The organism is Pseudomonas spelaei (assembly GCF_009724245.1).
GTDB classification, from domain to species: domain Bacteria; phylum Pseudomonadota; class Gammaproteobacteria; order Pseudomonadales; family Pseudomonadaceae; genus Aquipseudomonas; species Aquipseudomonas spelaei.
On record NZ_WNNK01000027.1, the window covers coordinates 1 to 26,041 of the forward strand.

The 26,041-nt window shown below is 59.2% G+C and carries 24 protein-coding genes; 7 read left to right on the forward strand and 17 right to left on the reverse strand.

The genetic code is table 11. The features are described from left to right. Positions 1-100: 100 nt before the first annotated feature. Both GNF76_RS24660 and GNF76_RS24665 read right to left on the reverse strand, forming a co-directional pair. Complete coding sequence (locus tag GNF76_RS24660; protein WP_155585692.1) at positions 101-1,231, reverse strand: catalase family protein; 1,131 nt, start codon at positions 1,229-1,231, stop codon at positions 101-103. Positions 1,232-1,262: 31 nt separating this feature from the next. Then, positions 1,263-3,074, reverse strand: a complete 1,812-nt coding sequence (locus tag GNF76_RS24665) for a di-heme-cytochrome C peroxidase (RefSeq protein WP_155585693.1) — start codon at positions 3,072-3,074, stop codon at positions 1,263-1,265. A 247-nt stretch (positions 3,075-3,321) separates the two neighbouring features. Between GNF76_RS24665 and bamJ the strand changes: the two genes are divergently transcribed. From bamJ to GNF76_RS24690, 5 genes are all read left to right on the forward strand, one after another. Next, positions 3,322-4,038 carry a BamJ family beta-barrel-assembly machinery protein gene (gene bamJ, locus GNF76_RS24670; RefSeq protein ID WP_155585694.1) on the forward strand — a complete coding sequence of 239 codons (717 nt, stop codon included), beginning with the start codon at positions 3,322-3,324 and terminating at the stop codon, positions 4,036-4,038. Between the two features lie 301 nt (positions 4,039-4,339). Next, entirely contained in the window at positions 4,340-4,795 is a 456-nt protein-coding gene (locus GNF76_RS24675; RefSeq protein ID WP_155585695.1) for a YkvA family protein, read from the forward strand. A 97-nt stretch (positions 4,796-4,892) separates the two neighbouring features. Beyond that, a complete protein-coding gene (locus GNF76_RS24680; RefSeq protein WP_155585696.1) occupies positions 4,893-5,231 on the forward strand; it encodes a helix-turn-helix domain-containing protein in 339 nt (112 codons plus the stop codon). After that, on the forward strand, positions 5,228-5,599 hold the full coding sequence (locus tag GNF76_RS24685; RefSeq protein ID WP_178123547.1) for a hypothetical protein: 372 nt from the start codon (positions 5,228-5,230) through the stop codon (positions 5,597-5,599). Before GNF76_RS24680 ends, GNF76_RS24685 begins: the two co-directional genes overlap by 4 nt. Further along, the gene (locus GNF76_RS24690) at positions 5,599-5,988 is read left to right on the forward strand and encodes an SEL1-like repeat protein (protein WP_178123549.1); all 390 of its coding nucleotides are present in this window, start codon (positions 5,599-5,601) and stop codon (positions 5,986-5,988) included. Before GNF76_RS24685 ends, GNF76_RS24690 begins: the two co-directional genes overlap by 1 nt. 6 nt (positions 5,989-5,994) lie before the next feature. On the opposite strand, the gene GNF76_RS24695 is transcribed toward GNF76_RS24690, so the two are convergent. After that, a complete protein-coding gene (locus GNF76_RS24695) occupies positions 5,995-7,773 on the reverse strand; it encodes a bifunctional diguanylate cyclase/phosphodiesterase (RefSeq protein WP_155585698.1) in 1,779 nt (592 codons plus the stop codon). Positions 7,774-7,890: 117 nt separating this feature from the next. Next, complete coding sequence (locus GNF76_RS24700) at positions 7,891-9,972, reverse strand: carboxy terminal-processing peptidase (protein WP_178123551.1); 2,082 nt, start codon at positions 9,970-9,972, stop codon at positions 7,891-7,893. A gap of 138 nt (positions 9,973-10,110) precedes the next feature. On the opposite strand from GNF76_RS24700, the gene GNF76_RS24705 reads away from it, so the two are divergent. Further along, the gene (locus GNF76_RS24705) at positions 10,111-11,073 is read left to right on the forward strand and encodes a zinc-binding dehydrogenase (RefSeq protein WP_178123553.1); all 963 of its coding nucleotides are present in this window, start codon (positions 10,111-10,113) and stop codon (positions 11,071-11,073) included. A gap of 160 nt (positions 11,074-11,233) precedes the next feature. Here the strand turns inward: GNF76_RS24705 and GNF76_RS24710 are convergent, their stop codons facing one another. The 6 genes from GNF76_RS24710 to GNF76_RS24735 form a co-directional block, all read right to left on the reverse strand. Further along, on the reverse strand, positions 11,234-11,887 hold the full coding sequence (locus GNF76_RS24710) for an HAD family hydrolase (RefSeq protein ID WP_155585700.1): 654 nt from the start codon (positions 11,885-11,887) through the stop codon (positions 11,234-11,236). Between the two features lie 42 nt (positions 11,888-11,929). Beyond that, positions 11,930-12,919 (reverse strand): ABC transporter ATP-binding protein, encoded by a 990-nt coding sequence (locus GNF76_RS24715; protein ID WP_155585701.1) that lies wholly within the window; start codon positions 12,917-12,919, stop codon positions 11,930-11,932. Then, entirely contained in the window at positions 12,916-13,716 is an 801-nt protein-coding gene (locus tag GNF76_RS24720; RefSeq protein ID WP_155585702.1) for an ABC transporter permease, read from the reverse strand. The genes GNF76_RS24715 and GNF76_RS24720 overlap by 4 nt, the downstream gene beginning before the upstream one ends. Beyond that, positions 13,703-14,539, reverse strand: a complete 837-nt coding sequence (locus tag GNF76_RS24725) for an ABC transporter permease (protein WP_155585750.1) — start codon at positions 14,537-14,539, stop codon at positions 13,703-13,705. Before GNF76_RS24725 ends, GNF76_RS24720 begins: the two co-directional genes overlap by 14 nt. A 5-nt stretch (positions 14,540-14,544) precedes the next feature. Further along, positions 14,545-15,351, reverse strand: a complete 807-nt coding sequence (locus tag GNF76_RS24730) for an alkaline phosphatase family protein (protein WP_155585703.1) — start codon at positions 15,349-15,351, stop codon at positions 14,545-14,547. A 169-nt stretch (positions 15,352-15,520) separates the two neighbouring features. Next, positions 15,521-16,588, reverse strand: coding sequence for an ABC transporter substrate-binding protein (locus GNF76_RS24735; protein ID WP_155585704.1), 1,068 nt, complete (start codon positions 16,586-16,588; stop codon positions 15,521-15,523). Between the two features lie 351 nt (positions 16,589-16,939). Here GNF76_RS24735 and GNF76_RS24740 point away from each other — a divergent pair, with 351 nt between their 5' ends. Then, positions 16,940-17,653, forward strand: coding sequence for a UTRA domain-containing protein (locus GNF76_RS24740; protein WP_155585705.1), 714 nt, complete (start codon positions 16,940-16,942; stop codon positions 17,651-17,653). Positions 17,654-18,658: 1,005 nt separating this feature from the next. On the opposite strand, the gene GNF76_RS24745 is transcribed toward GNF76_RS24740, so the two are convergent. The 7 genes from GNF76_RS24745 to minD all read right to left on the reverse strand — a co-directional run bounded on the left by GNF76_RS24745 (position 18,659) and on the right by minD (position 25,913). Then, positions 18,659-20,005: an amidohydrolase gene (locus GNF76_RS24745; RefSeq protein WP_155585706.1), complete on the reverse strand. Its 1,347-nt coding sequence runs from the start codon at positions 20,003-20,005 to the stop codon at positions 18,659-18,661. 52 nt (positions 20,006-20,057) lie between these two features. Next, on the reverse strand, positions 20,058-22,217 hold the full coding sequence (locus tag GNF76_RS24750) for a mechanosensitive ion channel domain-containing protein (protein ID WP_178123555.1): 2,160 nt from the start codon (positions 22,215-22,217) through the stop codon (positions 20,058-20,060). A gap of 72 nt (positions 22,218-22,289) precedes the next feature. Continuing rightward, entirely contained in the window at positions 22,290-22,466 is a 177-nt protein-coding gene (locus GNF76_RS29375) for a hypothetical protein (RefSeq protein ID WP_169353639.1), read from the reverse strand. Between the two features lie 170 nt (positions 22,467-22,636). Then, a complete protein-coding gene (locus GNF76_RS24755; RefSeq protein ID WP_155585707.1) occupies positions 22,637-23,926 on the reverse strand; it encodes a M18 family aminopeptidase in 1,290 nt (429 codons plus the stop codon). A gap of 184 nt (positions 23,927-24,110) precedes the next feature. Beyond that, positions 24,111-24,746 carry an RluA family pseudouridine synthase gene (locus tag GNF76_RS24760; protein WP_008432172.1) on the reverse strand — a complete coding sequence of 212 codons (636 nt, stop codon included), beginning with the start codon at positions 24,744-24,746 and terminating at the stop codon, positions 24,111-24,113. A 96-nt stretch (positions 24,747-24,842) separates the two neighbouring features. After that, complete coding sequence (gene minE, locus GNF76_RS24765; protein ID WP_003175252.1) at positions 24,843-25,097, reverse strand: cell division topological specificity factor MinE; 255 nt, start codon at positions 25,095-25,097, stop codon at positions 24,843-24,845. 3 nt (positions 25,098-25,100) lie between these two features. Beyond that, positions 25,101-25,913, reverse strand: coding sequence for a septum site-determining protein MinD (minD, locus tag GNF76_RS24770; protein WP_155585708.1), 813 nt, complete (start codon positions 25,911-25,913; stop codon positions 25,101-25,103). Between the last annotated feature and the right edge of the window lie 128 nt (positions 25,914-26,041).

The window sequence follows — 26,041 nt, forward strand, 5'->3', positions numbered from 1 at the left end:
GTTTTGCTTACTTTTGCGCTGTTCAAAAGTGAGCCGCCGTAAGGGCGGAACCCTAAGCGGCCGTTACCGCAGCAACGGATATGCCCCCAACCAAAAAAACCTACAAATTACGACTATGCCGATAGTCACTGACCGCCTCATACACCGCCTTACGCAACCGATTAATCCCCCCAATCGGCCGATGCGCCTCCCCCCCAAACCACGGATTAAACGACTGGTTATCACACGCCAGATTCAACGCAGGCGTATCAAAATCCTGAGCCCCAACCCTGACATAAGCCACCGTCTCATAAGGCGCATCACTCTCCTTCCACTCAATACTCGTATCCTCAATCGGCATAAACTTGCGCGAATCCTGCCGCTGAACCTGCAACACAAAACACGCCGGCACCCGATCAGTCGACAGCTGCTGACTCAACGCACTGCGCAAGAAGTTCGGCAGATCCTGATTCTGTTTGGGCAGGATATATTCAGGGCAATTCTCTGGATCCGGCGTCACCCGAAACTTCGCATTGGCCGCTCCAAACTTGTAAGGCGACACCGAAAAATACGTCGTCTGCATCGGACTCGCCGGCGCTGGCGCGAGGGTCGCCAAGGCGATAAACAGATGCCGCACCTGCCAGCTACGCGGATCAATACTGGGGAAGAACGCCATAACCTTCTTTCCATCCGCCTGCGCAGCAACGTTCTGCGCATATTCCGCCACATCACTGACGAAAAAGTTCGGATGGTTGAACATCACAAAATCCTGCTCGGTGCGCGCCTGTTGATCCGCGAGCAGTTGCTTGCCCGGCACGTCCAGCAGTTTGATCGCCATGCCACGGGCATCGCGGATGCTGTCGAACTGCGGATAAGCGTTGCCGTTGGACAGGCGAATCATCGCCTGCCAGGTTTTGCCGGGTTCGGCGAATACACCTTGGCGCAGGGCCGGGTCTAGGTCATGCAGGACGCTGACTTCGGCCTTCACACAACCGTGAGCCTTGGCATGGGCGTCCCTCAGGTAGCGGGTGCCTTCGCGGTGTTGGTCGACGATGCGCACTGCAGTCTGAATGATGCCTTGGGTCATGGCGGCTTCTCCAGGGGGGATTTGTTCATCCGCCGAGACCGGCCCGCTGTGTTGCCAGGCGAACCACATGGTGGACAACAACCAGCCGAGCAACCCCAGGCCCACCAGCCATAACAGGGTCTTGCCGAGAAATGCGCCGAGGCGCAGCCACATTCGAGCGAGCATCAAAAAAATCCTTTTTTGCAAAGAGAGTGGGTCATGGCAGTTGCTGCTCCAGCGGGCCGCCCAGCACTTTCAGATATTCCAGCAAGGCCCAACGTTCCTGAGGCTGCAAGGCTCGGCCGATCACACCGTTGCCACGCTGGCCGGCGCGGAATTCGTGGCCGCTGTTGTGGTTGCCGGTGATGCGCGTGTCGAACAGGAAGGCGTTGGTGAATGCACCGGTTTGATAGCCCAGGTGACGGGGATCGTATTCAAAGGTGCCTTTATAGAAAGTGGCGCTGCGTTCGTCCTGTGGCGAGAGCAACTGGTAAATCGTCGGTACCGAACCGTTATGCAAGAACGGCGGTGTGGCCCAGACACCGGCCAGTGGCCGTGCCTTGTAGGCCCGCAGTTCTCGCACGCCGATGGGCAGGCCGTAACCGTCCAGGCGCGGACGTTCGGTCGGGGTGACGCCGGCGGCGCGGTAGGCGTGGTCTTCGACAAAGGCCGTGACGTAGGCCAGGCCTTTGGCGACTGACATTTTGTGCAGGTCCAGGGGCTCGGTAGGGGTCGGGTGCAGTTCGACATTCAACTGCGCCAACTCTGCCGGGTCCCATTGCAGGGCGCTGAGGTCGTAGCGCTGATCGGCAATGTTATTGGCGGCACCGGGGTCGGTGCCGATCACCTCGACAGGTAGCATTTTCAATTGCTGTACCGGGCGGCCATTGACCTGGGTAACAGCGGGCACGTGGCAGCCGGCACAGTTTTCGGTGAACAGGGCACGGCCTTGGGCAGCCAGCGGTTTGTCGATGGCACCGAACAGGTCTTCAGGCCAGGTCGGCGGCTTGAGTCGTTGCAGGGTTTCTTCGATCAGGTTCAGGTCGCGCACGCGTACGCTGGAGGGGTAGCGGGCATCGCCTTTGAGAGGCTGGCCGGCGCTGTCGAAGAAGTCCAGTGTTGCGCCCACGCCCAGGGCTTCGCCAATGTTGCGTGCCATGGGCTGCTGGGCCGAGCCGTTCCATTGCACCCAGTCGAAGGTCCAGATATCCCACAGCTGCGGGTAGTCCACCGGGGCGTTGGCGACGCGGTAGTTGTCCGGGGAAATGGCGTCGCCAAAGCTGGCATTGGCGATACGGCCAAAGGCGTCGGTGCGCCCCGGGCCTTCTTCGGTGGGGTAGAGGCCGCGGTGGGTATCGTTCCAGGCCACGCGCAGGAAGTTGTTCAGGGATTGCTTGAAGTCCTGGCGCAGCGCCTGTTCGTTCTGGTTGTCGTATTCCTGGCCCAGGACTTTGCGGGCGAAGCGTTCAAATTTCCACGGGTTGTAGTAGGTGGAGGCGAGGCTGGCGACCAGGGCCTGGCCGAAGCTGCCACCGCGCAGGGTCGGCACGCTGGAGGGCAGCACATGCTGGGCCGGGCCACCGTCGATGCGCAGGGCCTGGCCCTTGAAGTGCAGTTCGCCGGTGTGGCAGGCGGCGCAGGTAATATCGAGAAATTCGTCATTGCTGCCGGCATTCTTGTGCCGGGCAAACCCGACGGGCAGGTTGCCCGGGTTTTGCGCGGTGGGTGCCTGCTTGGGATCCACCAGAAAACCGAAGCGCGCCAAATACTCAGGCGTGGCAAAGCGTTGCTCGGAGAATGGTAGTTCCAGCGCGGTGAACCAGTCATAGCGCAGGCCTTTTACCTGGGTGCCCTGGGGCGTGAAGTAATAGGTCTGCCGATCGGCTGCACTCCACTGTTCCTGGTAGTGCACCTGCTCTACCGGTATGTAGTTCGGCAGTTTCGGGTTGATGACGTAGTAGATCACCACCGCCAGGACCAGGCCAAGCAATGCGAGGATCAGGAGTAAAACACGGGAAAAAATGCGCAAGATAACTATCCTTGTCGAGTTGTAGGGTTCTTATGCCATTACGCCACAGGTGCGGCAAGTGGCCATGAGCCCTGTTGTTAGTGGTTCTGCTGTCCGTAGCAGAGCCCTATAGTGAATGAAAATGCGTTTAAACACGTGAACTTATCAGAAATCTCCTGCTCTCATGCCGGTAGCCATTGGTCGTGGCCGCCTGATAAGCTCGCGACTTTACTCGATTGCCCTTTTGGCACACGAACAAGGAAATAGCATGAAACAGCATCGGTTGGCGGCGGCGGTGGCCCTGGTTAGCCTGGTACTTGCGGGTTGTGATTCGCAAACCAGCGTAGAGCTGAAAACCCCGGCGCAAAAAGCTTCCTACGGTATCGGCCTGAACATGGGCAAAAGTCTTGCCCAGGAAGGCATGGATGACCTGGACTCCAAAGCGGTAGCCCAAGGCATCGAAGATGCCGTCGGCAAGAAAGAACAGAAGCTGAAGGATGACGAGTTGGTCGAAGCCTTCGCAGCACTGCAAAAGCGTGCTGAAGAGCGCATGGCCAAGATGAGTGAAGAGTCGGCAGCCGCCGGCAAGAAATTCCTCGAAGAAAACGCCAAGAAGGAAGGAGTGGTCACCACTGCTTCCGGCCTGCAATACAAGATCGTGAAAAAAGCTGACGGTCCTCAACCAAAGCCTACCGACGTGGTGACTGTTCACTACACCGGCAAGCTGACCAACGGCACCACCTTCGACAGCTCCGTGGATCGCGGCAGCCCGATTGATCTGCCGGTCAGCGGCGTGATTCCAGGTTGGGTCGAAGGCCTGCAACTGATGCATGTTGGCGAGAAGTACGAGCTGTACATCCCGTCCGACCTGGCCTACGGCGCCCAGAGCCCGAGCCCGGCGATTCCAGCCAACTCCGTGCTGGTATTCGACCTGGAACTGCTGGCGATCAAGGATCCGGCAAAAGAAGCAGCCGCTGCGAAATAATCAGCGCCTGAACACACAACGCCCCGTCTCGACGGGGCGTTGTTGTATCTGAGGTATACCCTTCGAAATCCAATCGAACGGAAGCGCTCTGGAGCCGTCTGATAAAAGACTCAAGCGTGGCTAGTCGCAGATGGCCTTCAAGTCAACGAATTCTTGGGTTTTTTTTATGTGCGCAAAAAATGCCCGATCTGACTGTGAGCCTTGTAATACGTGGCTTTCAGCCTTGAAAATGGGCTCTGTTCACAAGGTTATCCACAATTTGTGTGGATAACCTTTTCTAACGCCTGGAACTGGAGCGATGATGAACACACCCTGGAATTTCACCCGTTTCCTGCCCATGGCCGCGCGCTTGATTGGCCGGGGTCGTTTGCCGACCTTGCTGTTTGCGGTGGCCGCCAAAGGCGCGAGCCAGGGCAGTCGGTTGGGGAAGCTCAAGGATGATCTCAAGCTGCTCCAGGCCTTGTGCCTGGCCTACTGGCGTGGTGAGTACCGCGCCATTAGCCCCAAGGCACTGATTTCAGTGGTGGCGGGGCTGATGTATTTCCTCAGCCCGATTGATGCGATCCCGGACTTTATCCCGGTGTTCGGCATGCTCGATGACATTGCCGTGCTGGCATGGGTCATGAAGACCCTGGACGGCGAACTGAGCGCTTTTCGTGCATGGCGTGACGCACAGCGGCCCGAGAAGCTGGCCGTGGTTGAGCGCTTGCCAGCGACGCCACAATTGCTTGAGCGGGAAAATCCGCAAAAAAACTGAACCTTGCCAATATCCCCCTGCGCTCTTTGTGGCTGTTAGGATTACACTCCTAAGGAAAGTGCTTACTCAGTAAGTGTTGTGATCCTACGGGGCAGTCATGGATATTCAAATAATTTCAAGGGATGGCGAACCCGAATACGCGGTTTTGCCATGGGCTCAGTATCAGGCGCTGTTAAAAGCCGCCGGTGTGCAGCCACCAACGACGCCTTCTTCGAACCCTATCCTGGCCACAGTCGCTGAGGATTTGCAGCCCTTGGAGCAACTGCGCAGCCTGCGGGAAGCCAAGGGGTTGGCCATCGAGACATTGGCCCGTACGGTGGGCATCAGCCCGTCGTACCTGGGGTTGATCGAACGTGGTGAACGCCAACCGGATGCCGCCATTCGCCGTAGCCTGGCCTGGGAACTGGGCGTGCCGGGCTGGAGGGAAGAACCGTGAGCGTACGCATCAGCCGTCAACATTGGGAAGGGTTAATCAACGAACTTGATCAGGCCCGCCGTCAGCGACATCTCCTGACCTATCGCGCGTTGCTGGAGCGCCTGCAATTTCCTACCCCCGCCATGCAAACCTTGACGGCTGCCCTGGAGCATTTGGCGGCCCTCGACGCCAAGGCCGAGCAGCCACTGCGCAGCTCCCTGGTGATCAGTCAGGGAGCCAGCCGCTTGCCGCGTACCGGCTTCTTTGAATGTGTTGAACGCCTGGGACGCTTTTGCGGGCCCTCCGATGGGGTGGCAGCGGCGTCGTGGCACGCATCCGAGGTGGTGCGGGTATTTGAGTACGATTACCCCGAATCAGCGGAGGCCTAGTGTTCAGGAAACTCAAGGCGTATGTCAGCTACCGGCTGGCGCGCAAATTGTTTCACTGGTCCTGGTTTGTGCAGCAGCCCCGCGGTTGGCGTTGGCTGGAAGGTCAGTTTGCACGCATGGCCAACCTCGGCAATGTCGGGGCGCAGAGCTTTTACGGGCATATCCTGACCTTTCGTGGTCGGGGCCTGGGCGCTCGTGAAGAAGGCGTGCGCTTGCTGCGCCTGGCGGCCCAAGGCGGGGATGGCAAGGCGGCCTACCAGATTGGCGTGTTGAGCCTGGCGGGCAGTCTTGGCAAGGCGCCTGATCCGGTTGAGGCGGCCCGTTGGTGGAAGATGGCTGCCAAGGCCGGGCATCCGTTGGCGCAGATTCGCCTGGAACAGCTTGGCTGAAGCGAGTCAGCTCACCGACGCTTCTTGTGCGTCGATCTGCAAACTATCAATCACATGAATGCTATACCCCGCGATGTTCTTCGCGTGGTGTTTGGCCTGTGACGCCAGCTCAGCCAATTGGCTTGCATCGAGTTGTCCACAGGCCTGTGGATATAAATGCACCACGCCAATGGACAGCGACAGCAGGGCAAACTCCTGGCGCACACCTTGGCGATTCAGCGCGACGAAGCAGCCGGCCTCCAGGTGTTCGCTGCGGTAGAAGCGTCGGCACTGGGTGTGGAAGTCATCCAATAGCTGATTGAGCCGCTTGCGCCAGTCCTGCGGCCCCAGCACCAGCAGAAAGTCATCGCCGCCGATGTGCCCGACAAAGTCACGGCTGGGATCGACCCGATCGTTCAGGCATTGCGCCAGGCACAGCAGCACTTCATCCCCACGGCCGTAGCCATAGATATCGTTGAATGGCTTGAAGCTGTCGATGTCCACGTAACAAATCACTGATTCGCGCCGCTGCTGCAACAGCCGGGTGAGGCATTGCTGGATCGGTACGTTACCCGGTAGCAAGGTCAGCGGGTTGGCGTAGCGCGCTTGCTGGATCTTCAGCTCGGTAATCAGCTTGAGCACGTCAATCACGCGGCCCAGCCCCAGGTAGTCACCGTTGAGGGTGATGATGAAGTCCTCCTCGATACGTTGGCGCGCGCGGCTGGTGAGCAGGCGGCTGACCTGCTGCAAGGATTGGCTCAGTTCCACGGCGAGAAAGTCGTCGCTCATCAAGCGGCTGATGGGCTTGCGGGCAAACAGGTCGGTGGCAAAGGGCTTGAGCAGGGCGTCAGACAACGAATGCCGGTGCACGATGCCAATGGGATGGCCGCGCTCATCCAGCACCGCCAGCGAGTTGAGATTGGCTTGAAGGCGAAAAGCCTCCAGCACTTGGGCGGTCGCAGTGTTTTGGTCCACGGCCGGCTGTTCATTGAGCAGGGCGCTGAGGTCGCTGCCTTCGTCACTGAGGGGAACTGCGGCACTGTCGGGTTTGGGCAGTATCAACCGCGCCTCCTGCGGTGGATGTTCCTGTGGGCGGCAGAGCAGGTAACCCTGGACCAGGTCGACGCCCATCTCCGTCAGCACCGCCAGCTCTTCTGGCAGCTCGATACCTTCGGCGATCACCTGTGCCCGCGAAGCCCGGGCGATCTGCAGGATCGAGCCGACAAACTCGCGTTTGAGCGCATCCTGGTGAATTCCGTCGATAAAGTGTCGGTCGATCTTGACGTAGTCCGGGCGTAATTCCGACCACAGGCGCAGGCTTGAATAGCCGGCGCCCAGGTCATCCAGGGCAATCGAGAAACCCATGGCGCGGTAGTGATGCAGAGCGGTTTGCAGCAATTGAAAGTCATCGGTAGGGGTTTGTTCGGTCAGTTCGATCACCACCCGACTAGGGGCGATACCGAAGTCATTGAGCAGTTGCAGGGTTCGTCCGGGTTGGTGGGCAGACTCCAGCAGGGATTCCGGTGAGACGTTGAGGAACAGCTTGCCCGGTAGTTTTTGAGCGCTGAAGCGCCGGCAGGCACTTTCCCGGCAGGCCATTTCCAGTTCACTCAGGCGTCCGGCGTGACGGGCTACGGAGAATAGGGCAACGGGCGAATGCAGGGGGCTATTGGACGGGCCGCGACTGAGGGCTTCATAGCCGAGGATGCGGCGCTCGGACAGGGAAATAATCGGTTGGAACAGACTGTGCAAACTGCCTTGAGCCAGGATTGAGCCCAATGCATTCAGCTGTTCGGTCATGGTCATGATTTTCTCGGTCGAAAAAAAGGGCCCGATCCTGAAAGCATCGGGCCCTTTATTTCACGACAGAATGATGTCTATTTGATGACGCTCCGGGGAGCGTTCACATTAAATTGCCATCACTTACTGCTTGGCCACCGTCTTACTGATCTTCAGGTAGTCCAACAGAATCCGCCCGGTTTCGCTCAGGTAGGCATCATCTTCCGGCTTGGTCTTTTCAGGCTCGGCTGGCAGTGCGTCTTCGTCTTCTTTCTTCAGTTCCTTGAGTGGGGCTTCGCCTTTGGCCTTGCGGCGGGCGTTCTCCAGCACAAGTTGCTGATTCTCGATGTCGGCGTGCTGCGCGCGGCGATCCACTTCGTTGAGGCTGACGGTTTTTTCTTCCATCAGTTTCTTCGCCAGGGCCAGCTTGTCACGGATGAACACGAACTCGGCATCCTTGGCGGAACGCGCTTCATAGTCGCTCTTCAACTGCGCCAGGTACGGTTTGAACGGATCCACTGCTGGCTTGATCGCCGGACGGATGGTGTCCCACGGCATGGCCTCGGGCAGGGCGCTTTCGCCGATTTCCTTGGTGTCGATGATCGACGGGAAGTCGACATCCGGCAGCACGCCCTGGTGCTGGGTGCTCTGCCCGGAAACCCGGTAGAACTTGGCCAATGTCAGCTTAAGCTCGCCATGGTTCAGCGGCTGAATAGTCTGCACCGTGCCTTTGCCGAAGGTCTGGCCGCCGATGATCAATGCGCGGTGGTAGTCCTGCATCGCACCGGCGAAAATTTCCGAGGCGGACGCCGAGAGGCGGTTGACCAGCAATGCCATCGGCCCTTTGTAGAAGGCGCCCGGGTTCTCGTCTTCCAGCACGTCGACACGGCCGTCAGCGTTGCGTACCAACACGGTCGGACCCTTGTCGATAAACAGGCTGGTCAGCTCGGTGGCTTCCTGCAGGGAGCCGCCGCCGTTGTTGCGCAGGTCGATGACGACGCCGTCGACTTTCTCTTTCTGCAACTCGGTCAGCAGTTTCTTGACGTCGCGTGTGGTGCTCTTGTAGTCCGGATCGCCCGCACGGAAGGCCTTGAAGTCCAGGTAGAAGGCCGGGATTTCAATGACGCCCAGCTTGTAGTCCTTGCCATCCTGCTTGAGGTTCAGGATCGACTTCTTGACTGCCTGGTCTTCCAGTTTCACCGCTTCACGAGTGATCGAAACGATTTTGCTGGTCTGGTCGTTCGGGGCGTTGGTGTGCGGAATCACTTCCAGGCGCACCACGCTGCCTTTCGGCCCACGGATCAGCTTGACCACTTCGTCCAGGCGCCAGCCGACCACGTCGACCATCTCTTTGTCGGCCTGGGCCACACCAATGATCTTGTCGGCCGGGGCGACCTGCTTGGTCTTGTCGGCCGGGCCTGCCGGCACCAGACGCACGATCTTGACCTGGTCGTTATCGCTCTGCAGGACTGCGCCGATACCTTCCAGCGACAGACTCATGTTGATATCGAAATTTTCCGCGTTATCTGGCGACAGATAGTTGGTGTGCGGGTCGTAGGACATCGCGAAGGTGTTGATGTAGGCCTGGAAGATATCTTCGGCACGGGTCTGATCCAGACGCGCCAGCTGATTCTTGTAGCGCTTGGTCAACAGTTCTTGAATGGCCTTCGGCTCTTTGCCGGCGATCTTCAAGCGCAGGACTTCATCCTTGACGCGCTTGCGCCACAGGTCGTCCAACTCGGCGGTGGTGGTCAGCCAAGGAGCATCCTTGCGGTCTACCAGCAAGTTTTCCTTCTTGGTGAAGTCGAACGTGTCGACGCCTTTGTTCAGCTCACCCAAGGCGAAGTCCAGACGCGCTTTGACGCGGTCCAGGTAACGCTTGTAGATGGTGAAACCGGGCTGCAGGTCGCCGCTCTTGAGGAAGTCGTCGAACTGCGTCTTCCACTTGTCGAATTCGGCAATGTCGCTGGCCAGGAAATAGCTGCGCGAGGGATCCAACAGCTTGAGGTAGCTGTCATAGATGATCACCGAGCGGGCATCATCCAGCGGCGGCTTGCTGTAATGGTGGCGCTTGAGCAACTCGACGACGTTAAGGCTGGCAATCACCTCATCGCGATCAGGTTGAAGGTTGTCCCAGCTGTTGGCTGCGAACGTATTGCTCGATAGCGGCAAAAGGCCGATACCAATGAAAAGAGCGAGGGCGGTGCTGGGGAACAAATGCTTCATGCTGATTCGACGCGGGGGCAATTGATAACGCATATTAGGCCGTCTTTGAAGTCGCCGGTTCCATATGGGCCGGTCGCATAATGCAAAAAGCCCGGCGCTACAGCAACGGGCTCAGTCCAGACTCACTATGGAGGCACTGTGAAAGCATTGCAAGGCGTTGAAGGTCATGTGGAGTGGCTGGAAGAGCCAAGTCCTACATGCGATGTAGGGCAAGTACGCATTCGAGTGGCGGCTGCGGGCTTGAATCGGGCCGATTTATTACAGCGTGCCGGGCTCTATCCGCCACCGCCCGGCGCCAGTCAGGTGCTGGGCCTGGAGTGTTCCGGGGTGATCAGTGAAGTGGGCGCTGGCTCGTCCTGGCAGGTCGGTGATCGTGTCTGCGCACTGCTGGCCGGTGGCGGGATGGCCGAAGAAGTGGTGGTTGACGCTCGTCATGTGCTGCCGGTGCCAGAGGGTTTGTCGCTGACGGAAGCGGCGGCGTTGCCTGAGGTCTACAGCACGGCGTGGCTGAATTTGTTCCAGTTGGCGGCCCTCAAGCCTGGCGAGAAGGTGTTGCTGCATGCAGGCGCCAGTGGCGTGGGCTCGGCGGCGATCCAGCTGTGCAAGGCTTTTGGCAGCCCGTGCTGGGTCAGCGTCGGCTCGGCGGATCGCCTGGCGTACTGCGAGGCGCTGGGTGCCCAGGGCGGCGTGGTACGTACTGACGGTATCGAGAGCCTGAGTGATTTTGGTCCGTTTGACGTGATCCTTGATCCCGTGGGCGGCAATTATGCGGCGCTGAACGTCAAGCTGTTGGCCCTTGATGGCCGCTGGGTGTTGATTGGCCTGATGGGCGGCCGTGAGGCGCAATTGGACCTGGCCAAGGTGCTGGCCAAGCGCGTGCAACTGCTGGGTTCGACCTTGCGCACGCGGGATGAGCAGTTCAAGGCTGACCTGTTCAGTGATTTGAGCCAGCATGTGTGGCCGTTGTTTGCCGAGGGTCGCTTGAGCCCGCAATTGGCCAGGACCTTTCCGATCGTGGATGCAGAAGCGGCGTTTGCCGAGTTGGCGACCAACCAGATTTCCGGGAAGTTGGTGTTGGTGATTGACGACAGTTTGGTCTGATTCCGGATTGGAATACGGTCACTGTGGGAGCCGGGCTTGTCGGGTCGCCGCATCGCCGCGATAGCGGAGTGTCAGCCAAGTATTTCTGAGCTGATACACCGCTATCGCAGGCAAGACAGCTCCCACATTTGATTGGGTTTGCACTTCAAGATTGGTTGAGTCAGTCCCAATGATGAATCGGCCAGCCGGCCTTTTCAGCCTGCTCACGCAGCACCGGATCCGGATTCACCACTTGCGGATTCTCCACTTTGAGCAGCAGCGGCAAGTCGTTGCGCGAGTCGGAGTAGAAGTACGCACCCTCCAGGCTTTCACCTTCCTGTTCCAGCCACTGCATCAGGCGGGTGATCTTGCCTTCGCGGTAGGTCAGTACGCCGACGGTATGGCCGCTGTACACCCCGTGCTTGATCTCAAGCTCGATCCCCAGCACTTCATCGATGCCGATACGTGCCGCAATCGGCTTGACCAGGTGGGTGCCTGACGCGGAAATCACCAGGATCCGGTCACCGTTCTGGCGATGCTTGGCAATGGTCCTGGTGGCGTCGCTGTAGATCAGCGGCTCGATGATGTCTTCCACCCAGGGCTCCACCAGATGTTCGATTTCTTCCGGGGTGCGGCCGATCATCGGCTCCAGGCTGAAGGCCATGAAGTCTTCCATCGCCAGTTCGCCCCGGCTGTAGGCGGCCATCAATTCGTCGTTCTTGCGCATGAACGACTCACCATCGACCCAGCCCAGGCGGCCCATCTGCTCGCTCCACAGGGTGGCGCAGTCGCCGTGTATCAGCGTTTCGTCCAGATCAAAAATTACCAAAGCCATCAGTCATGCTTCCTCAATCAATCGTCTAAACCGTGAATCCCGTCAGGCTACCTCACACAGCGCACTGGGATCGATGGAAAGTGCCAGGCGTTGGCCGTCAGGGTGCAAATCGTCCGCCGAGCGATTGAGCACGTCCACCACCAGCTCCACGCCGCGGGCTTCGATGCGGTAGCGAATCACGTTGCCCAACAGGCTGTGGCTGCGCACCAGGGCGTCCAGCTCGCCGCTGCGGCTCAGTTCGATGGCTTCAGGGCGAATGGCGATACGTCCGGTGATCGGCCGTTGCAGCAGCTTGCTGGCCTTGTCGGCGTCCAGCAGGTTGTAGTTGCCGATAAAACCGGCGGCAAATACGTCGACGGGCGCGGTGTAGAGGGTTTCGGCATCGCCGCTCTGGACGATCTTGCCCTGGTTCATCAGGAAGATCCGGTCGGACATAGTCAGGGCTTCTTCCTGATCATGGGTGACGAAAATCGTGGTCAAGCCCAACTCGCGCTGGATCTGGCGGATCTGTTCACGCAGGTGCTTGCGGATCCGCGCATCCAGGGCCGACAGCGGCTCATCGAGCAGCAGCAGGCGCGGGCGGGTGACGAGAGAACGGGCGAGGGCCACACGCTGGCACTGACCACCGGACATCTGGTGCGGATAACGACCGGCGAGGTCTTTCAACTCCACCAGTTGCAAGACTTCCTGGACCCGCTTGTGGCTGTCGTCGGCATTGACTTTTTGCATGCGCAGACCGAAGGCGACGTTCTGTTCCACGGTCATGTTGGGGAACAGCGCATAGCTCTGGAACACCATGCCGATATGCCGTTTCTGCGGGCTCAACGGGACGATGTCCTGGCCGTCGAGGAGGATTGTCCCACTGTCCACTGAGGTCAGGCCAGCGATGCAGCGCAGCAGCGTGGACTTGCCGCAACCGGACGGGCCGAGCAGGGTGACGAACTCGCCCTTGGCGATTTCGCAATTGATGTCGCTGAACACCGGGGTTCCGGCATAGCCCTTTTGCAGGTGTTGGACGCTGACGAAGCTCATTGGCTTTTGTCCTTGTTCAAGATATTGGCGGCCCAGGTCAGCACCAGCACAAAGAAGAAATAGGAGATGACCAGCGCACTGGTGAAGTGGCCGCTGCTGTTACGCATGTTGTTGAGGTACACCTGCAGGGTCTCGTAGCGGGTGCCCACCAGGATGTTGGCGAACACGAACTCGCCGAACAGGAACGAGAACGACAGCAGCAACGCCACCATCAAGCCCTTGCGCAGGTTCGGCAGTACCACCAGGAACGCCGCCTGAAAGGTGCTGGCGCCCAGCAGTTGGGCGGAATCCATCAGGTCCCGCAGGTTGATGGCTTGCAGGTTGTTGGTGATCGCCCGGTACATGAAGGGCAGTGCGATAGTGAAGTAACAGCCGATCAGGATCCACGGTGTACCGACCATGGCGAACGGCCCGGAACCATACAGTTGCAACAAACCCACCGAGGACACCACCGGTGGCACCGCGAAGGGCAACAGGATCAGGATGTTCATCAGCGCGTCGAGCTTGGGGAAGTGGTAGTGCACCACAAACAGCAGCGGCAAAATCAACACCACCGACAGGATCAATGCGCCCACGCACACCAGCAGTGACTGACCAAAGGCATGCAGGAACCGCGGGTCGCTCCACAGCTGCGCATACCACTTGAGGGTAAAGCCCGAGGGCAGGATGGTCGCCGACCAACTGCTGGCGATGGAGTAGATCAGGGTGCCGATCAGCGGCAACACCAGGATCGCGAACAGCAGATACACCACGACCCGATGGTAGAGGGCGGCCGAGCCCGGTTCAGCGCGAGACATGGTAGCTCCTCTTGAGCAGCAGTTGATGGACCACGGTGACCACGGTCATCAGCGCCACCAGCACCACGGCCAGAGCGCTGGCCATGTTCGGATCCAGGGAGATATCGCCGGACACCATCGCCGCGATACGGATGGGCAGCACGTTGAAGTTGCCGGTGGTCAGCGCGTACACCGTGGCGTAGGCACCGAGGGCGTTGGCCAGCAGGATCACAAAGGTGCCGAGCAGCGCCGGTGTCAGCACCGGCAAACCGATGTGCCGCCAGAACTGCCAGCCGTTGGCCCCGAGCAAGGCGGCGGACTCGCGCCAGTCTTCACGCAGCGCGTCGAAGGCGGGGTAGAGCAGCAACACGCCAAGGGGAATCTGGAAGTAGGTGTAGAGAATGATCAGCCCGGTCTTGGAGTACAGGTTGAAGTCCTGAATGATCCCGGCCTGCTTGAGCATGATGGTGATGCTGCCGTTGAACCCCAGCAGGATGATGAAGGCAAAGGCCAGGGGCACGCCGGCGAAGTTGCTGGTCATGTTGGCGAAGGCGGTGACGAAGTTGCGCAGCGGCCCATCCACCCGACGCAGCGAGTAACTGCCCAGCACCGCGATGATGATCCCGAAGATGCTGGAGTAGAAGCTGATTTCCAGGCTGTATTGAATCGCCTGCAAGTAGAACTTCGAACTGAAGATCTTGCTGAAGTTGGCCAGGCCCCAGCCGAACTCTTCCGATTGCAGGCTGTTGATCATCACCCAGAGCAGCGGGGCGATCTCGAAGACGATAAAGAACAGGGCGAAAGGCACCAGGCACAAGGCGGCCAGCCACTTGCCTCGGGTCATGGAATTCACTTCAACAGCTCCCGGCATACAGGTTTGTCGTGGGGCACGCCGAGCAGCTCGCAAACAGTGCCGCACAGGTCGGTCTGCCTGGGTGTGGCGGATGCCGTCAGGCTGAAGGCGTTACCCAGCACAAACAGCGGTACTTCACGCTCTTCCGGCAACAGGCCGTTGTGGGAGCGATCGTTGTTCATGCCGTGGTCGGCGGTCACCAGCACCTGGTAACCAGCGTCGAGCCAGCCTTGCAGGTAGTCGGCGAGGATGATGTCGGCCGAACGAGCGCTGTTGCGGTATTGCGGGGTGTCGAGGCCGTGCTTGTGGCCGGCGTCATCGATGTTCATCGGGTGTACTACCAGAAAGTTCGGCGTGTGTTTGAGGCGCAGGCTTTCCGCGTCGGCAAACAGGTGCGAGTCTGGGTAATGGTCATTCCAGTAGAAATGCCCGTGCTGGATCGCCAGGGCCTTGTCGTCGGTATGACGATCACGGGCAGCGATGAAGGGGGAGCGGTTATACAACTCGCTGACCCAATGGTAAGCCGCCGCCGCTGTGGTCAAACCGGCGTCGGTGGCGTAATGAAAAATGCTGCGCTGATTGGACAGGCGCGAGACATGGTTGTGGACGATACCGCTTTCGATGGGTGGCACCCCGGTGAGGATGCATTCGTACAGTGGCCGGGACAGGGCCGGCAGTTCACATTCGAGTTTGTACAGTGCTGCGCGTCCTGCGCCGATATAGGCCTGGAGATGCCCCATGGCGTGCCGGGCAACCTCGTAGTTCAGGCCGTCGAGCACGACAAGGATGACGTTGTGCTTCATAGGGGCTGGAACTCCGCAACTAATAGGCTTGATTCGATTTTTCTGCTGGAGCCGGATCAACTGTGGGAGCTGGCTTGCCTGCGATAACGGTGTATCAGTCGACACAGGTAGTGAATGTCAGACCGCTATCGCAGGCAAGCCAGCTCCCACACTGACCGTGTTCCAGGTGTTATTGCATGTTGATAATGACTTCTTCCTGCCACTTCTGCGGCAGTGCCTTGGAGGTCTTCTCCCAAGCGTCAGCATCTTTGATTGGCGTCACTTTCTTGTACTGCTCGTTTGGCAGAAGCTTGGCTTGCACGTCCGCCGGCAAGGTCAGGTGCTCGGCACGAATCGGCCGTGCATTGCCCTTCGCCAGGTTGATCTGGCCGGCATCGCTGAAGATGTATTCACGGGTCAGCTTGGCCGCGTTAGGGTGCTTGGCGTATTTATTGATGATGGTGGTGTAGCCGGAAATTACCGAGCCGTCCGATGGGATCAGCACCACGTAGTCATCCGGGTTGGCCATCTTGGCCTTGTAGCTCAGGCCGTTGAAATCCCAGACCACACCGACTTCCACTTCACCCTTTTCCATGGTGGCAATGGTCGGGTTGGCGAGGGACAGGCGGCCTTGCTTGGCAATGTCGGCAAACATCAGCAGTGCAGGCTGGATGTTCTTCTCGTCGCCACCGTTGGCCAGGGCTGCCGCGAGTACGCCGTTGGCGGCCTGGGCGGCGGTGCTGACGTCACCGATGGAAACCTTGTATTTGCCGGTCTTCAGGTCAGCCCAACTTTTCGGTGCTTCGGAACCGTGCAGCAACTTTTTGTTGACGATGAACGCGATGGTACCGGTGTAGGCCAGGGCCCAGTTGCCGTCTTTGTCTTTCGCCCAATCCGGCACCTGTGCCCAGGTGCTCGGCTTGTATGGCTGGACCACGCCCTGTTTCACCGCAATCGGACCGAAGGCTGCACCGACGTCACCGATATCGGCGCTGGCGTTATCTTTTTCCGCCGCGAACTTGGCGATTTCCTGGGCCGAGCTCATGTCGGTGTCGATGTGCTTGAGGCCGTAGGTCTTGGCCAGGTCTTCCCAGGTGCCTTTCCAGTTGGCCCAGTCATCGGGCATGCCGACGCTGTTCACTGCGCCTTCCGCCTTGGCGGCGGCTTCCAGGGTTTTTAGATCGGTATCAGCGGCCATGGCGGCGGTGCACATGGCAATGGTCGAGCCTAACAGTGATGCCAGGAAAAGCTGTTTCATCCGAAGCTCCTTTGGGCGTTTTCAACGCTGCGTTTTTATGAACGTTTGCGGTGGTGTTGGTCTAGGTCAGCAATACACGAGCCAATTTAGGCGTGGTGGATGACAGTTTCATGTCGATGTCGTTTTTTGATGGTAAGAACGGACGATTGCGGGGTAAGCGTAGACGAAGACCAAGTGCCCGGAAGCCTTGGACTTGGCCGGTGTCTTGCAAGTTATGGGATAGAGCATTGGCCGCTGCTGTCATCTGTCGGTCATGTGCAATGCCTAGGCTTGCACGCAGTAGCAGGGGCTCGTTTGAGGGGCGTTTTGTGCACTCAAACAGTGCTGGTCTAGTCCAGATAGGTAACGTTGATGCGTGATGAGGCAACCAAAGCGGTGACAACCATTGGCCTGGCGCTGCAAGAGCAGATCGACCACGGTTTGTTGCCGCCTGCCAGCAAACTGCCGGCCGAGCGCAAACTCAGCGAGTTGTTTGGTACCACCCGGATTACGGTGCGGGAAGCCTTGTTACAACTTGAGGCCCAGGGACAGATTTATCGCGAGGAGCGGCGGGGGTGGTTTGTGTCGCCGCCCCGGCTGGCTTACAACCTGATGCAACGCAGTCACTTTCACGCGATGGTCAGTGCCCAGGGGCGGGTGCCTTCAACCGAAGTGATTTCGGCGCGACTGCAGCCGGCTTCGGCGGCGGTGTGTGCATGGTTGCAGTTGCCGGCGTTGTCCAGCGTGATCCAGATTTGTCGGGGGCGCAGGATTGATGGGCGGTTGGTGTTGTATGTGGAGCACTATCTGAATCCGCAGTATTTTCCGGGGATTCTGGAATGTGATTTGAATGAGTCGATTACGGAGTTGTATGCGCGGGTGTATGACTTACATTACGGGCGGGTGCGGTTTGAGATTGTGCCTACGTCGTTGCAGGTGGAGGCGGCTGCGGCGTTACGGGTGTCGGTGGGGAGCCCGGGGTTACGGATTGCTCGGGTTAATTATGATCAGCATGAGCGGTTGATTGATTGTGATCTGGAGTTTTGGCGCCATGATGCGATTCATGTTGGGGTGGATGTGGTTTGATCATTGGGTACATATCCATTCTCTCGGTAACGGCTACTTAAGGTTTCGCTCTTACAGCGAGTCACTTTGGAAAAGAGCCCCAAAGTAACCAAAGGGCTCTTGCCCCACCACTCGGCACCTCGCCTAGGCTCGGTGTGCCCGCACTCCGGCATTACTCCGTGGGCCGCCGCGACGGGCCATCCATGGCCCAACGCGGCTATCCCGGCATCCATGCCGGGATGCCCACTGCGTAATGCCTACGTTCGGCCAGCGTGGTTTAACGGGGCGCCTAAGATCAAAATCAAAAGCACGGCGGCCTGAAAGCCGACCTGAGTGGTAGAAGCAAAGGCAAGGTCCAGAGCGAAAGCAGAGCTGCTTTTCTGTGGGAGCTGGCTTGCCTGCGATGCAGGCAACTCGGTCTTTCAGGAACACCGAGGTGATGTCATCGCAGCATAGGTATCTACACATTTTTTGAATCCTGCAAAAACCCTGTATCCGCTGCCGAGGCACGAGGCTGCGATGGGCTGCGAAGCAGACCCCGAGGGCGGTCCTGCGGACCGCATCGCAGCCTCGTGCCTCGGCAGCGGCTACAAAAATCAGGTTCCTGCGCAATTGTGTAGATACCCATGGCCATCGCAGGCAAGCCAGCTCCCACAGTCGACCGTGCCCGCCTTTGATCTTGCCTTTGCTTCACACCACTCAAGCCGGCCGGTAGGCCGCTGTGTTCTTGATCTGCTTTTGACCTTGATCTTAGGCGCCCCGTTAAACCACGATGGCTGAACGCAGGCATTGGTCCGTGGGTAAACCGGCAGGACGCCGGTTTAGCCGCACTGGGCCAGGGATGGCCCATTGCGGCGGCCCACGGAGCAATGCCGGAGTGAGGGCACACCGAGCCTGAGCGAGGTGCCGAGTGGTGGGGCAAGAGCCTTTTGGTTACTTTTGGGCTCTTTTCAAAAGTGACCCGCTGTAAGAGCGGAACCCTAATCAGCCATTACCAAAAAAACGGATATGTACTCGGTTAAAGCCTCAAGGCTTAGCACCAGCATACAAATAATCCGTAGCCAACGAAGCCAACGTCCTAACCCCCACCACCAACGCCGACTCATCCACAAAGAACCCCGGATTATGATTCGGCGCCGCCTTGCTCATCTCCTGATCCCGCGGCGTCACCCCAAGAAACACAAACAACCCCGGCGCCTCCTTGGCATAAAACGAAAAGTCCTCAGCCCCACCCACCAGCGGCCCCTGGACCACATCACCGTTGGCCGCCCACCGCAGGCTCGGCAGCATCTTCTCGGTCAGCGCCGGGTTGTTGATGGTCGGATCGTACTTCTCAATGATCGTCACCTCAGCCTTCGCCCCACCACTTTCAGCGATCTTCTCCACGGTCTGGCGCACATCCGCATGCAGTTTCTGGCGGATGCCATAATCGTAAGAGCGAATGGTCCCGCTCATGTCCAGCGACTCAGGAATGATGTTGTACCGGGTGCCGCCATTGATCGTGCCGATGCTCACCACCGACGGAAACGAAGAGATGTCGGTGCGACGGCTGACCACGGTTTGCAAACCGACGATGGTCTGCGCGCCCACGGTGATCGGGTCGATGCCGTCCCATGGCCGGCCGGCGTGGGTCTGTTTACCGAGGATTTTGATGCGCAGGTCATCCGAGCTGGCCAGGGTCGGCCCCGGGCGATAGGCGATTTGCCCGGCAGGTACACCGGCCCAGACATGCAGGCCAAAGACGGCATCCGGCTTGGGCGATTTTATTACGCCTTCCTGCACCATCATCTTCGCGCCCCAGGTGTTTTTACCGTCGGGGATGAAGTCGCTCGGGCCTTCTTCGGCAGGCTGGAAGTAGAACACCACGGTGCCCGGCAATCGGTCGCGCATGCCGGTGAGAATTTTCGCTGTACTCAGCAGGATCGCAGTGTGGGCGTCGTGGCCACAGGCGTGCATCACGTCGACTTCTTTGTCCAGGTACACGCCTTTGGCTTTGGAGGCAAAGGGCAGGTCGGAGGTTTCCTTGACCGGCAATGCGTCCATGTCGGCACGCAAGGCGACGGTTGGGCCGGGCAACGCGCCTTTGAGGATCGCGACCACGCCAGTGCGGGCGACGCCGGTTTTTACGTCCAGGCCCATCTCGCGCAGTTGCTTGGCCACCCGTTCGGCCGTGCGTTTTTCGGTGTTGCCCAGTTCGGGATGGGCGTGGATGTCGCGCCGGGTTTCCAGCAGGGCCGGCTCGAGGATTTTCGCCTGGGCGGCGATTTCTTCCCGGGCGCTGTCCTGGCCGCTGCTGGCGGCCATGACTGCACTGCTGGCGACGCCGCACAGCAGGCCTAGAACCCATTGATGTGTAAGACCGGTTAACCGCATAAGGACTTCTCCCTGATTATTGTTGTTGATCCTCGTGTCGTCCGGGCGGCGCCTATTCTTTCTCTTGCATGCCTCCCGCCGCCGTCACTACCTGCACGCTCAAGCGTGGGGTTGCCAGGTCCAGCCCGGCTTCGTCCAGATGCCGCTTGAGCGACAGGTTGAACGCTCGCGAAACTTCCCACTGCTTGATCGGTGCGGTCTTGAAGCGTGCGCGAAGAATCGCACTGCCGGACTCGAAACTTTCTACCCCCTGGATCTCCAGTGGCGACCAGATATTACGGCGCTGCAACGGATCATTGCGCATCTTCTGGCCGACATCGCGCATCAATTTGATAGCGTCGTCGATCTCCATGTTGTAGGGGATCGCCACCCGGAAGATCGCGTAGCCAAACTCCCGGGAGTAGTTCTTGATGCTTTTGATTTCGCTGAACGGAATGGTGTGGACGATGCCGTCGATATCCCGCAGGCGCACCGTACGAATGGTCAGCCCCTCGACTGTCCCCAGGTGACCGCCGACGTCGACATAGTCATCAATTGCCAGGGAGTCTTCGATGATGATGAACAGGCCGGTGATCAAGTCCGCCACCAGTGATTGGGCACCAAAACCGATGGCCAGACCGATCACACCGGCACCGGCGAGCAGTGGCGTGACGTTCATGCCCATGTTCGCCAGGGCGACGATGGAGGCGATGATGAAGATCGTCACGAACAGCACGTTGCGAATCAACGGCATCATGGTCTGTGCGCGGGCGTTGGCCAGGCCTTTGCGCGAGCGGGTGAGCGCGTGGTGAATGGCGGTGTCGGCGAGGATCCAGATCAACCAGGAAAACAGCAACGTGCCGCCAAGGCCGAACAGCTTGACGCTGATTTCATGGCCGTCGCCTTCGGTAAAGCGAATCAACGACAGGCCCCAGACCCGCAGGCCCAGTTCGATAAACACCAGCCATACCACCAGGTGCGCCAGGGTGTAGACGAAGCTTTTCAGGCGCTCGGAATACAGCGCATGACGCTTGTGCCCACGCTGGGGTTTGAGTGAATGGCGGCGTACCAGGCCATTGATCACCATGCACAGCACCAGTAATACCGTGCACAGTAGCGATTGGCGCAGGGCGGTGCTGGTGTCGCCGGCGGAGAGGAAGGTGGCGAACAGCGAGATGCCCACCAGCAGCAGAGCCGGCAGGTACCAGAAGGTGCCGATGATTGAGAGCGTGTCGCTCAGGGCGCGGCGGGTCAGGCGGCGTGACAGGGGCTGGTTGCGGATCAGGTGCGCAATGGGCCGTCGGAAGCGCAGGATGAACACGCCGGTGGACAGCGCGGCCATCACATTGGCGACGGTTGCTGTCGTGTGGGCCAGGTGGGGCCCCAGGCTTTCCGTCATGCGTGGGTCGCTCAGGGCTTCGCCGAACGCGGCAAAGCTGCCGATCCACCACAGCGGCCGGAACGCCTGGTGACGCAGGATGTACAGCGCGCGGTGGCGGTGAGGACCGTCCAGTACCGAAAAGGCGATGACGCAGATGGCCGAGAAACAGGTACCCACCACCAATGCGTAGGCCAGCATCATCGCCAGGGATTTGCCCAGGGATGAGGGCAGTGCGTAGCTCAGGTAGACGGTGATTACCAGGGCGATCAGCCAAGGGCCCAGTTTGCGCAGGGCAAAGCGCAGCATGTCCCAGGTCCTGGGGTGTTGCGGCAGTTCTTCGCTGAGGCCGAAACGCTCGCGCACTCGATGGCTGATCCAGATCAGCGCAGCGGCCAGCAAGCTCCAGAGTGCCAGGATCACGGCAAAGCCAAAGATGATCGGCAGCCATTCACTGGCCGGGAGCATCAGTGCCGTCAGTTCATCCTTGGCTTGGTCGACTTCGTTGGACCAGCGGCTCAGTGGGCTGTCGGCTCCGGAAAACTGCTGCTCAAGACTGGTCAGGGTGCCGCCGATCAAACCGAGTACGCCTTGTTCGGCGACGGGTTGGGCTTTTTGCGTGGTCTCGCGCAGCTTCTTCAAGTCGCTCAGCAGCTTGGTGCGCTGCTGGTCGTTTTCCAGGGTCTTGATCACCTCGTCCAGGGATTGCCCCAGAGGTACGTCAGCCTGCGGTTGGGTTTTGTTGGTGCCACTCAACAATCCCGGTAGACCAACAGCCTGGGCAGGGGCCATGGGCAACAAGGTGAGCAGGCAAACAAGCAGGTAATACGGCAGGGTAAACAGACGGGCAAGCACGAGGCGGTCAACCTTAGATACGACGAATTGACCGAGTGTACGAGGCCGCTATGCCCAATGCGAGTGCATTTGTTACTCGGCGAGCTTGGCGAGGATCTTGTAAACCACGGTGCCGAGGATCAGCAGCATGCCGATCCACATGCTGAACACGCCAAGGTTCTTGTCGCGGAAGTTGAAGCCGACGGCCAGAAGGATCATGCCCGTGAGGATGGGAATGAGCATGGAGTGGAAGGCGGACATGGTGATCATGGGCGACGGCCTTGTCGTTGAGGGATGAGTATAAGTCTAGGCCGGTTTGTGGGAAGTGGGGTTGATGTGTGTCAGAAATAACATTTGTAGCCGCTGCCGAGGTACGAGGCTGCGATGGGCTGCGTAGCGGCCCCGACACATCGCAGACTCGTCCCTCGGCAGTGGCTACATCAAGGCAAGTCGCGACTCGCGTAGAACGCACTCAACACCTTCACCAGGTGTGCCAGGTCATGGCTGCCACACAATTCACGGATCGAATGCATGGCAAACGTCGGCAGGCCGATGTCCACGGTACGCACACCCAGGTGGCTGGCGGTGATCGGGCCGATGGTCGAGCCACAGCCCATGTCGCTGCGTACCACGAAGCTTTGCACCGGCACTTCTTCGGCCATGCACAGGTGGCGGAAGAACCCGGCGGTTTCGCTGTTGGTGGCGTAACGCTGGTTGCTGTTGACCTTGATCACCGGACCGGCGTTGAGTTTCGGGCCGTGGTTGGCGTCGTGCTTTTCGGCGTAGTTGGGATGTACGCCGTGGGCGTTGTCGGCGGATACCAGCAGCGACTTCTGAATGGTGCGTACGAACTCGTCACCTTCGGGCAGCAGGCGGCGCAGGGTCTGTTCCAGCATCGGACCGTCGGCACCGCAGGCCGAGCAGGAGCCCACCTCTTCATGGTCGTTGCACACCAGCACGCAGGTTTCTTCGGTGTCGCTGGTGAGCAAGGCCTGTAGGCCGGCGTAGCATGACAGCAGGTTGTCCAGGCGGGCGCCGGCGATGAAGTCGCCATTGAGGCCAATCACTGCGGCGCTCTGGGTGTCGTAGAAGCTCAGTTCATAGTCGAGCACCACGTCGGCGTTCAAGCCGTGTTCCCGAGCCAGTTGTTCGGTGAGTACGGCGCGGAAATCCACACGCTCGTCACCGGCAAATTGCGCGAGGATCGGTGGCAGTTCGGTCTGGGCATTGATCGCCCAACCCTGGTTGGCTTCGCGGTTCAGGTGAATGGCCAGGTTGGGGATGATGGCGATGGGCAACTTGAAGTCGATCAACTGGCTTTCGACTTTGCCATCGCGACGGAAGGTGACACGGCCGGCCAGGGACAGGTCGCGGTCGAACCACGGTGCCAGCAGTGCGCCGCCGTACACTTCAACCCCCAACTGCCAGAAGCCCTGGCGTTGCAGCTCAGGCTGGGGCTTGACCCGCAGGCATGGGCTATCGGTGTGGGCGCCGACCAGGCGAATCCCGCTTTGTAGCGGCGAGTGACGGCCGAGCTTGAAGGCAATGATAGAGGAGTCGTTGCGGGTCACGTAATAGCGACCGTTGGCCTCGGTGGTCCAGGTCTCACGCTCGTCCAGACGCTGGAAACCCGCAGCTTCCAGGCGCTGAGCAAGGGCGGCGGTGGCATGAAACGGGGTAGGGGAGGCCTTGAGGAAGTCGATCAGGCCTTGGTTCAACTCTTCGCGCATAAGTAGCTCCAGACAGCAATGCGCGGAGTTTACCGTATTGGTTTGGCTCGGTGGCGAGAAGTGACGCAGATCGAGTGTGGGAGCGGGCTTGCCTGCGATGGCGGTGTCTCAGTCTGCCTGTTTTGTACTGCTAGACCGCTATCGCAGGCAAGCCAGCTCCCACATTTTTGACCGTATGCAGCCTTTAGAACGGGGCGGGGCACTCGAAGCGCAAGCGTTCGCCGCTTTGCGGATGAGTAAAGCTCAGCATGCTCGCATGCAGGCATAGTCGCGGCCATGCGGCCAACGCTTGCTCATGAGCGTACAAACCATCACCCAGCAACGGGTGACCAATGGACAACATATGCACCCGCAGTTGGTGCGAGCGGCCGGTAATCGGTGTCAGTTCAACCCGGCACCAATCGCCGCAACGTTCCAATACTTTCCAGAAGGTCAGGGCGTTTTTGCCGAACTCATGGTCCACCACATGCCGGGGCTTGGTGGGTGGGTCGTAGCGCAATGGCAGGTCGATGCTGCCGCTGTCCAGTTCCGGTTGGCCCCAGCACAGGGCGGTGTAGGCCTTTTCGGTTTCCCGGTCGTGGAACTGACGAGACAATTCACGGTGGGTATCGGCATCTCGTGCCAGCAGGATGATGCCCGACGTTTCCCAGTCCAGGCGGTGGACGATACGGGCCTCGGGGTAGCCGTTCTCCTGCAGGCGGGTGATCAGGCAGTCCTTGTTGTCGTCGGCGCGACCAGGCACGGACAGCAGCAGGGTAGGCTTGTTCACCACCAGGACAGCAGCATCCTGATGAAGAATATGGACATTGGACAGCGGCATTAAACAGCCTCGTAACAAACGCCAACGGCGGCTCGCTCACCCCGTTCCCATACAGGGATCAAGGTAATCGAGCCGCCGTGGCGACCGCCTTTTCGATCAACGATCAGGCAGGGTGATATTGAGTTCCAGAATCGAGCAACTGCCGTCATTTTCCAGGGCGACATGCACGTCATCGTTGCCGATATTGACGTATTTGCGAATCACCTCAACCAGCTCCTTTTGCAAGGCTGGCAGGTAATCCGGCGTGCTGCGTTGGCCGCGTTCGTGCGCCACGATGATCTGTAGACGCTCTTTCGCTACCGACGCGGTGCTTGGCTTTTTGTTGGCACGAAAGAAGTCAAGAAATTTCATTGTTTAGTTGCCTCCAAAGATACGCTCGAAGAATCCCTTCTTCTTTACATCGAGGAAGCGATGTTCCACATTTTTGCCCAGCAAGCGATCGACAGCATCGCTGTACGCCTGGCCGGCGTCGCTCTGGTCGTCAAGAATTACCGGGACGCCCTGGTTGGAGGCCTTCAGGACTGCCTGGGATTCAGGAATCACCCCCAGCAGGGTCACTGCGAGGATTTCCTTGACGTCTTCAACGCCGAGCATTTCACCGTTACTGACGCGCTCCGGGTTGTAGCGGGTCAGCAGCAGGTGTTCCTTGATCGGGTCTTCACCTTTCTCGGCGCGCTGGGATTTGCTGGCCAGCAGGCCAAGCATACGGTCCGAGTCACGTACCGAAGACACTTCAGGGTTGGTCACGACGATGGCTTCATCGGCGAAGTACATCGCCAGGTGAGCACCGGTCTCGATGCCGGCCGGAGAGTCGCAGACCACGTACTCAAAGGTTTCCTTGAGCTCGGCCAGGACTTTGCCTACGCCCTCTTTGGTCAGCGCGTCTTTGTCACGGGTCTGGCTGGCGGCCAGTACATACAGGTTCTCAAGGCGCTTGTCCTTGATCAGGGCCTGTTGCAGGTTGGCTTCACCGTTGACCACGTTGACGAAGTCGTACACCACGCGGCGTTCACAGCCCATGATCAGGTCGAGGTTACGCAAACCGACGTCGAAGTCGACGATGACTGTCTTGTGGCCACGCAGAGCGAGGCCGGTACCGATAGCGGCGCTGGTGGTGGTCTTACCCACACCACCCTTGCCGGATGTAACCACGAGAATCTTGGCCAAGGTGTTTCACCCCTAAGGAAAAAGGACTTTTAGCCCCTGAAAAACATCTCTTGAAACTCGCTGCAGGCGGACAGCCAGTGTAGGAACGGGATGAAAAAATGTGGTTTATTCAAAATAAACAGCACTTT

Bases quoted from the DNA above. Each gene is read 5' to 3' on its own strand.
- minE (WP_003175252.1), bottom strand. From the start codon at position 25,097: ATGAAATTTCTTGACTTCTTTCGTGCCAACAAAAAGCCAAGCACCGCG.
- GNF76_RS24755 (WP_155585707.1), bottom strand. From the start codon at position 23,926: ATGCGCGAAGAGTTGAACCAAGGCCTGATCGACTTCCTCAAGGCCTCC.
- bamJ (WP_155585694.1), top strand. From the start codon at position 3,322: ATGAAACAGCATCGGTTGGCGGCGGCGGTGGCCCTGGTTAGCCTGGTA.
- GNF76_RS24680 (WP_155585696.1), top strand. From the start codon at position 4,893: ATGGATATTCAAATAATTTCAAGGGATGGCGAACCCGAATACGCGGTT.
- GNF76_RS24740 (WP_155585705.1), top strand. From the start codon at position 16,940: ATGCGTGATGAGGCAACCAAAGCGGTGACAACCATTGGCCTGGCGCTG.
- GNF76_RS24660 (WP_155585692.1), bottom strand. From the start codon at position 1,231: ATGCTCGCTCGAATGTGGCTGCGCCTCGGCGCATTTCTCGGCAAGACC.
- GNF76_RS29375 (WP_169353639.1), bottom strand. From the start codon at position 22,466: ATGATCACCATGTCCGCCTTCCACTCCATGCTCATTCCCATCCTCACG.
- GNF76_RS24735 (WP_155585704.1), bottom strand. From the start codon at position 16,588: ATGAAACAGCTTTTCCTGGCATCACTGTTAGGCTCGACCATTGCCATG.
- GNF76_RS24720 (WP_155585702.1), bottom strand. From the start codon at position 13,716: ATGTCTCGCGCTGAACCGGGCTCGGCCGCCCTCTACCATCGGGTCGTG.
- GNF76_RS24725 (WP_155585750.1), bottom strand. From the start codon at position 14,539: ATGACCCGAGGCAAGTGGCTGGCCGCCTTGTGCCTGGTGCCTTTCGCC.
- GNF76_RS24715 (WP_155585701.1), bottom strand. From the start codon at position 12,919: ATGAGCTTCGTCAGCGTCCAACACCTGCAAAAGGGCTATGCCGGAACC.
- GNF76_RS24760 (WP_008432172.1), bottom strand. From the start codon at position 24,746: ATGCCGCTGTCCAATGTCCATATTCTTCATCAGGATGCTGCTGTCCTG.
- GNF76_RS24730 (WP_155585703.1), bottom strand. From the start codon at position 15,351: ATGAAGCACAACGTCATCCTTGTCGTGCTCGACGGCCTGAACTACGAG.
- GNF76_RS24675 (WP_155585695.1), top strand. From the start codon at position 4,340: ATGAACACACCCTGGAATTTCACCCGTTTCCTGCCCATGGCCGCGCGC.
- GNF76_RS24695 (WP_155585698.1), bottom strand. From the start codon at position 7,773: ATGACCATGACCGAACAGCTGAATGCATTGGGCTCAATCCTGGCTCAA.
- GNF76_RS24700 (WP_178123551.1), bottom strand. From the start codon at position 9,972: ATGAAGCATTTGTTCCCCAGCACCGCCCTCGCTCTTTTCATTGGTATC.
- GNF76_RS24710 (WP_155585700.1), bottom strand. From the start codon at position 11,887: ATGGCTTTGGTAATTTTTGATCTGGACGAAACGCTGATACACGGCGAC.
- GNF76_RS24745 (WP_155585706.1), bottom strand. From the start codon at position 20,005: ATGCGGTTAACCGGTCTTACACATCAATGGGTTCTAGGCCTGCTGTGC.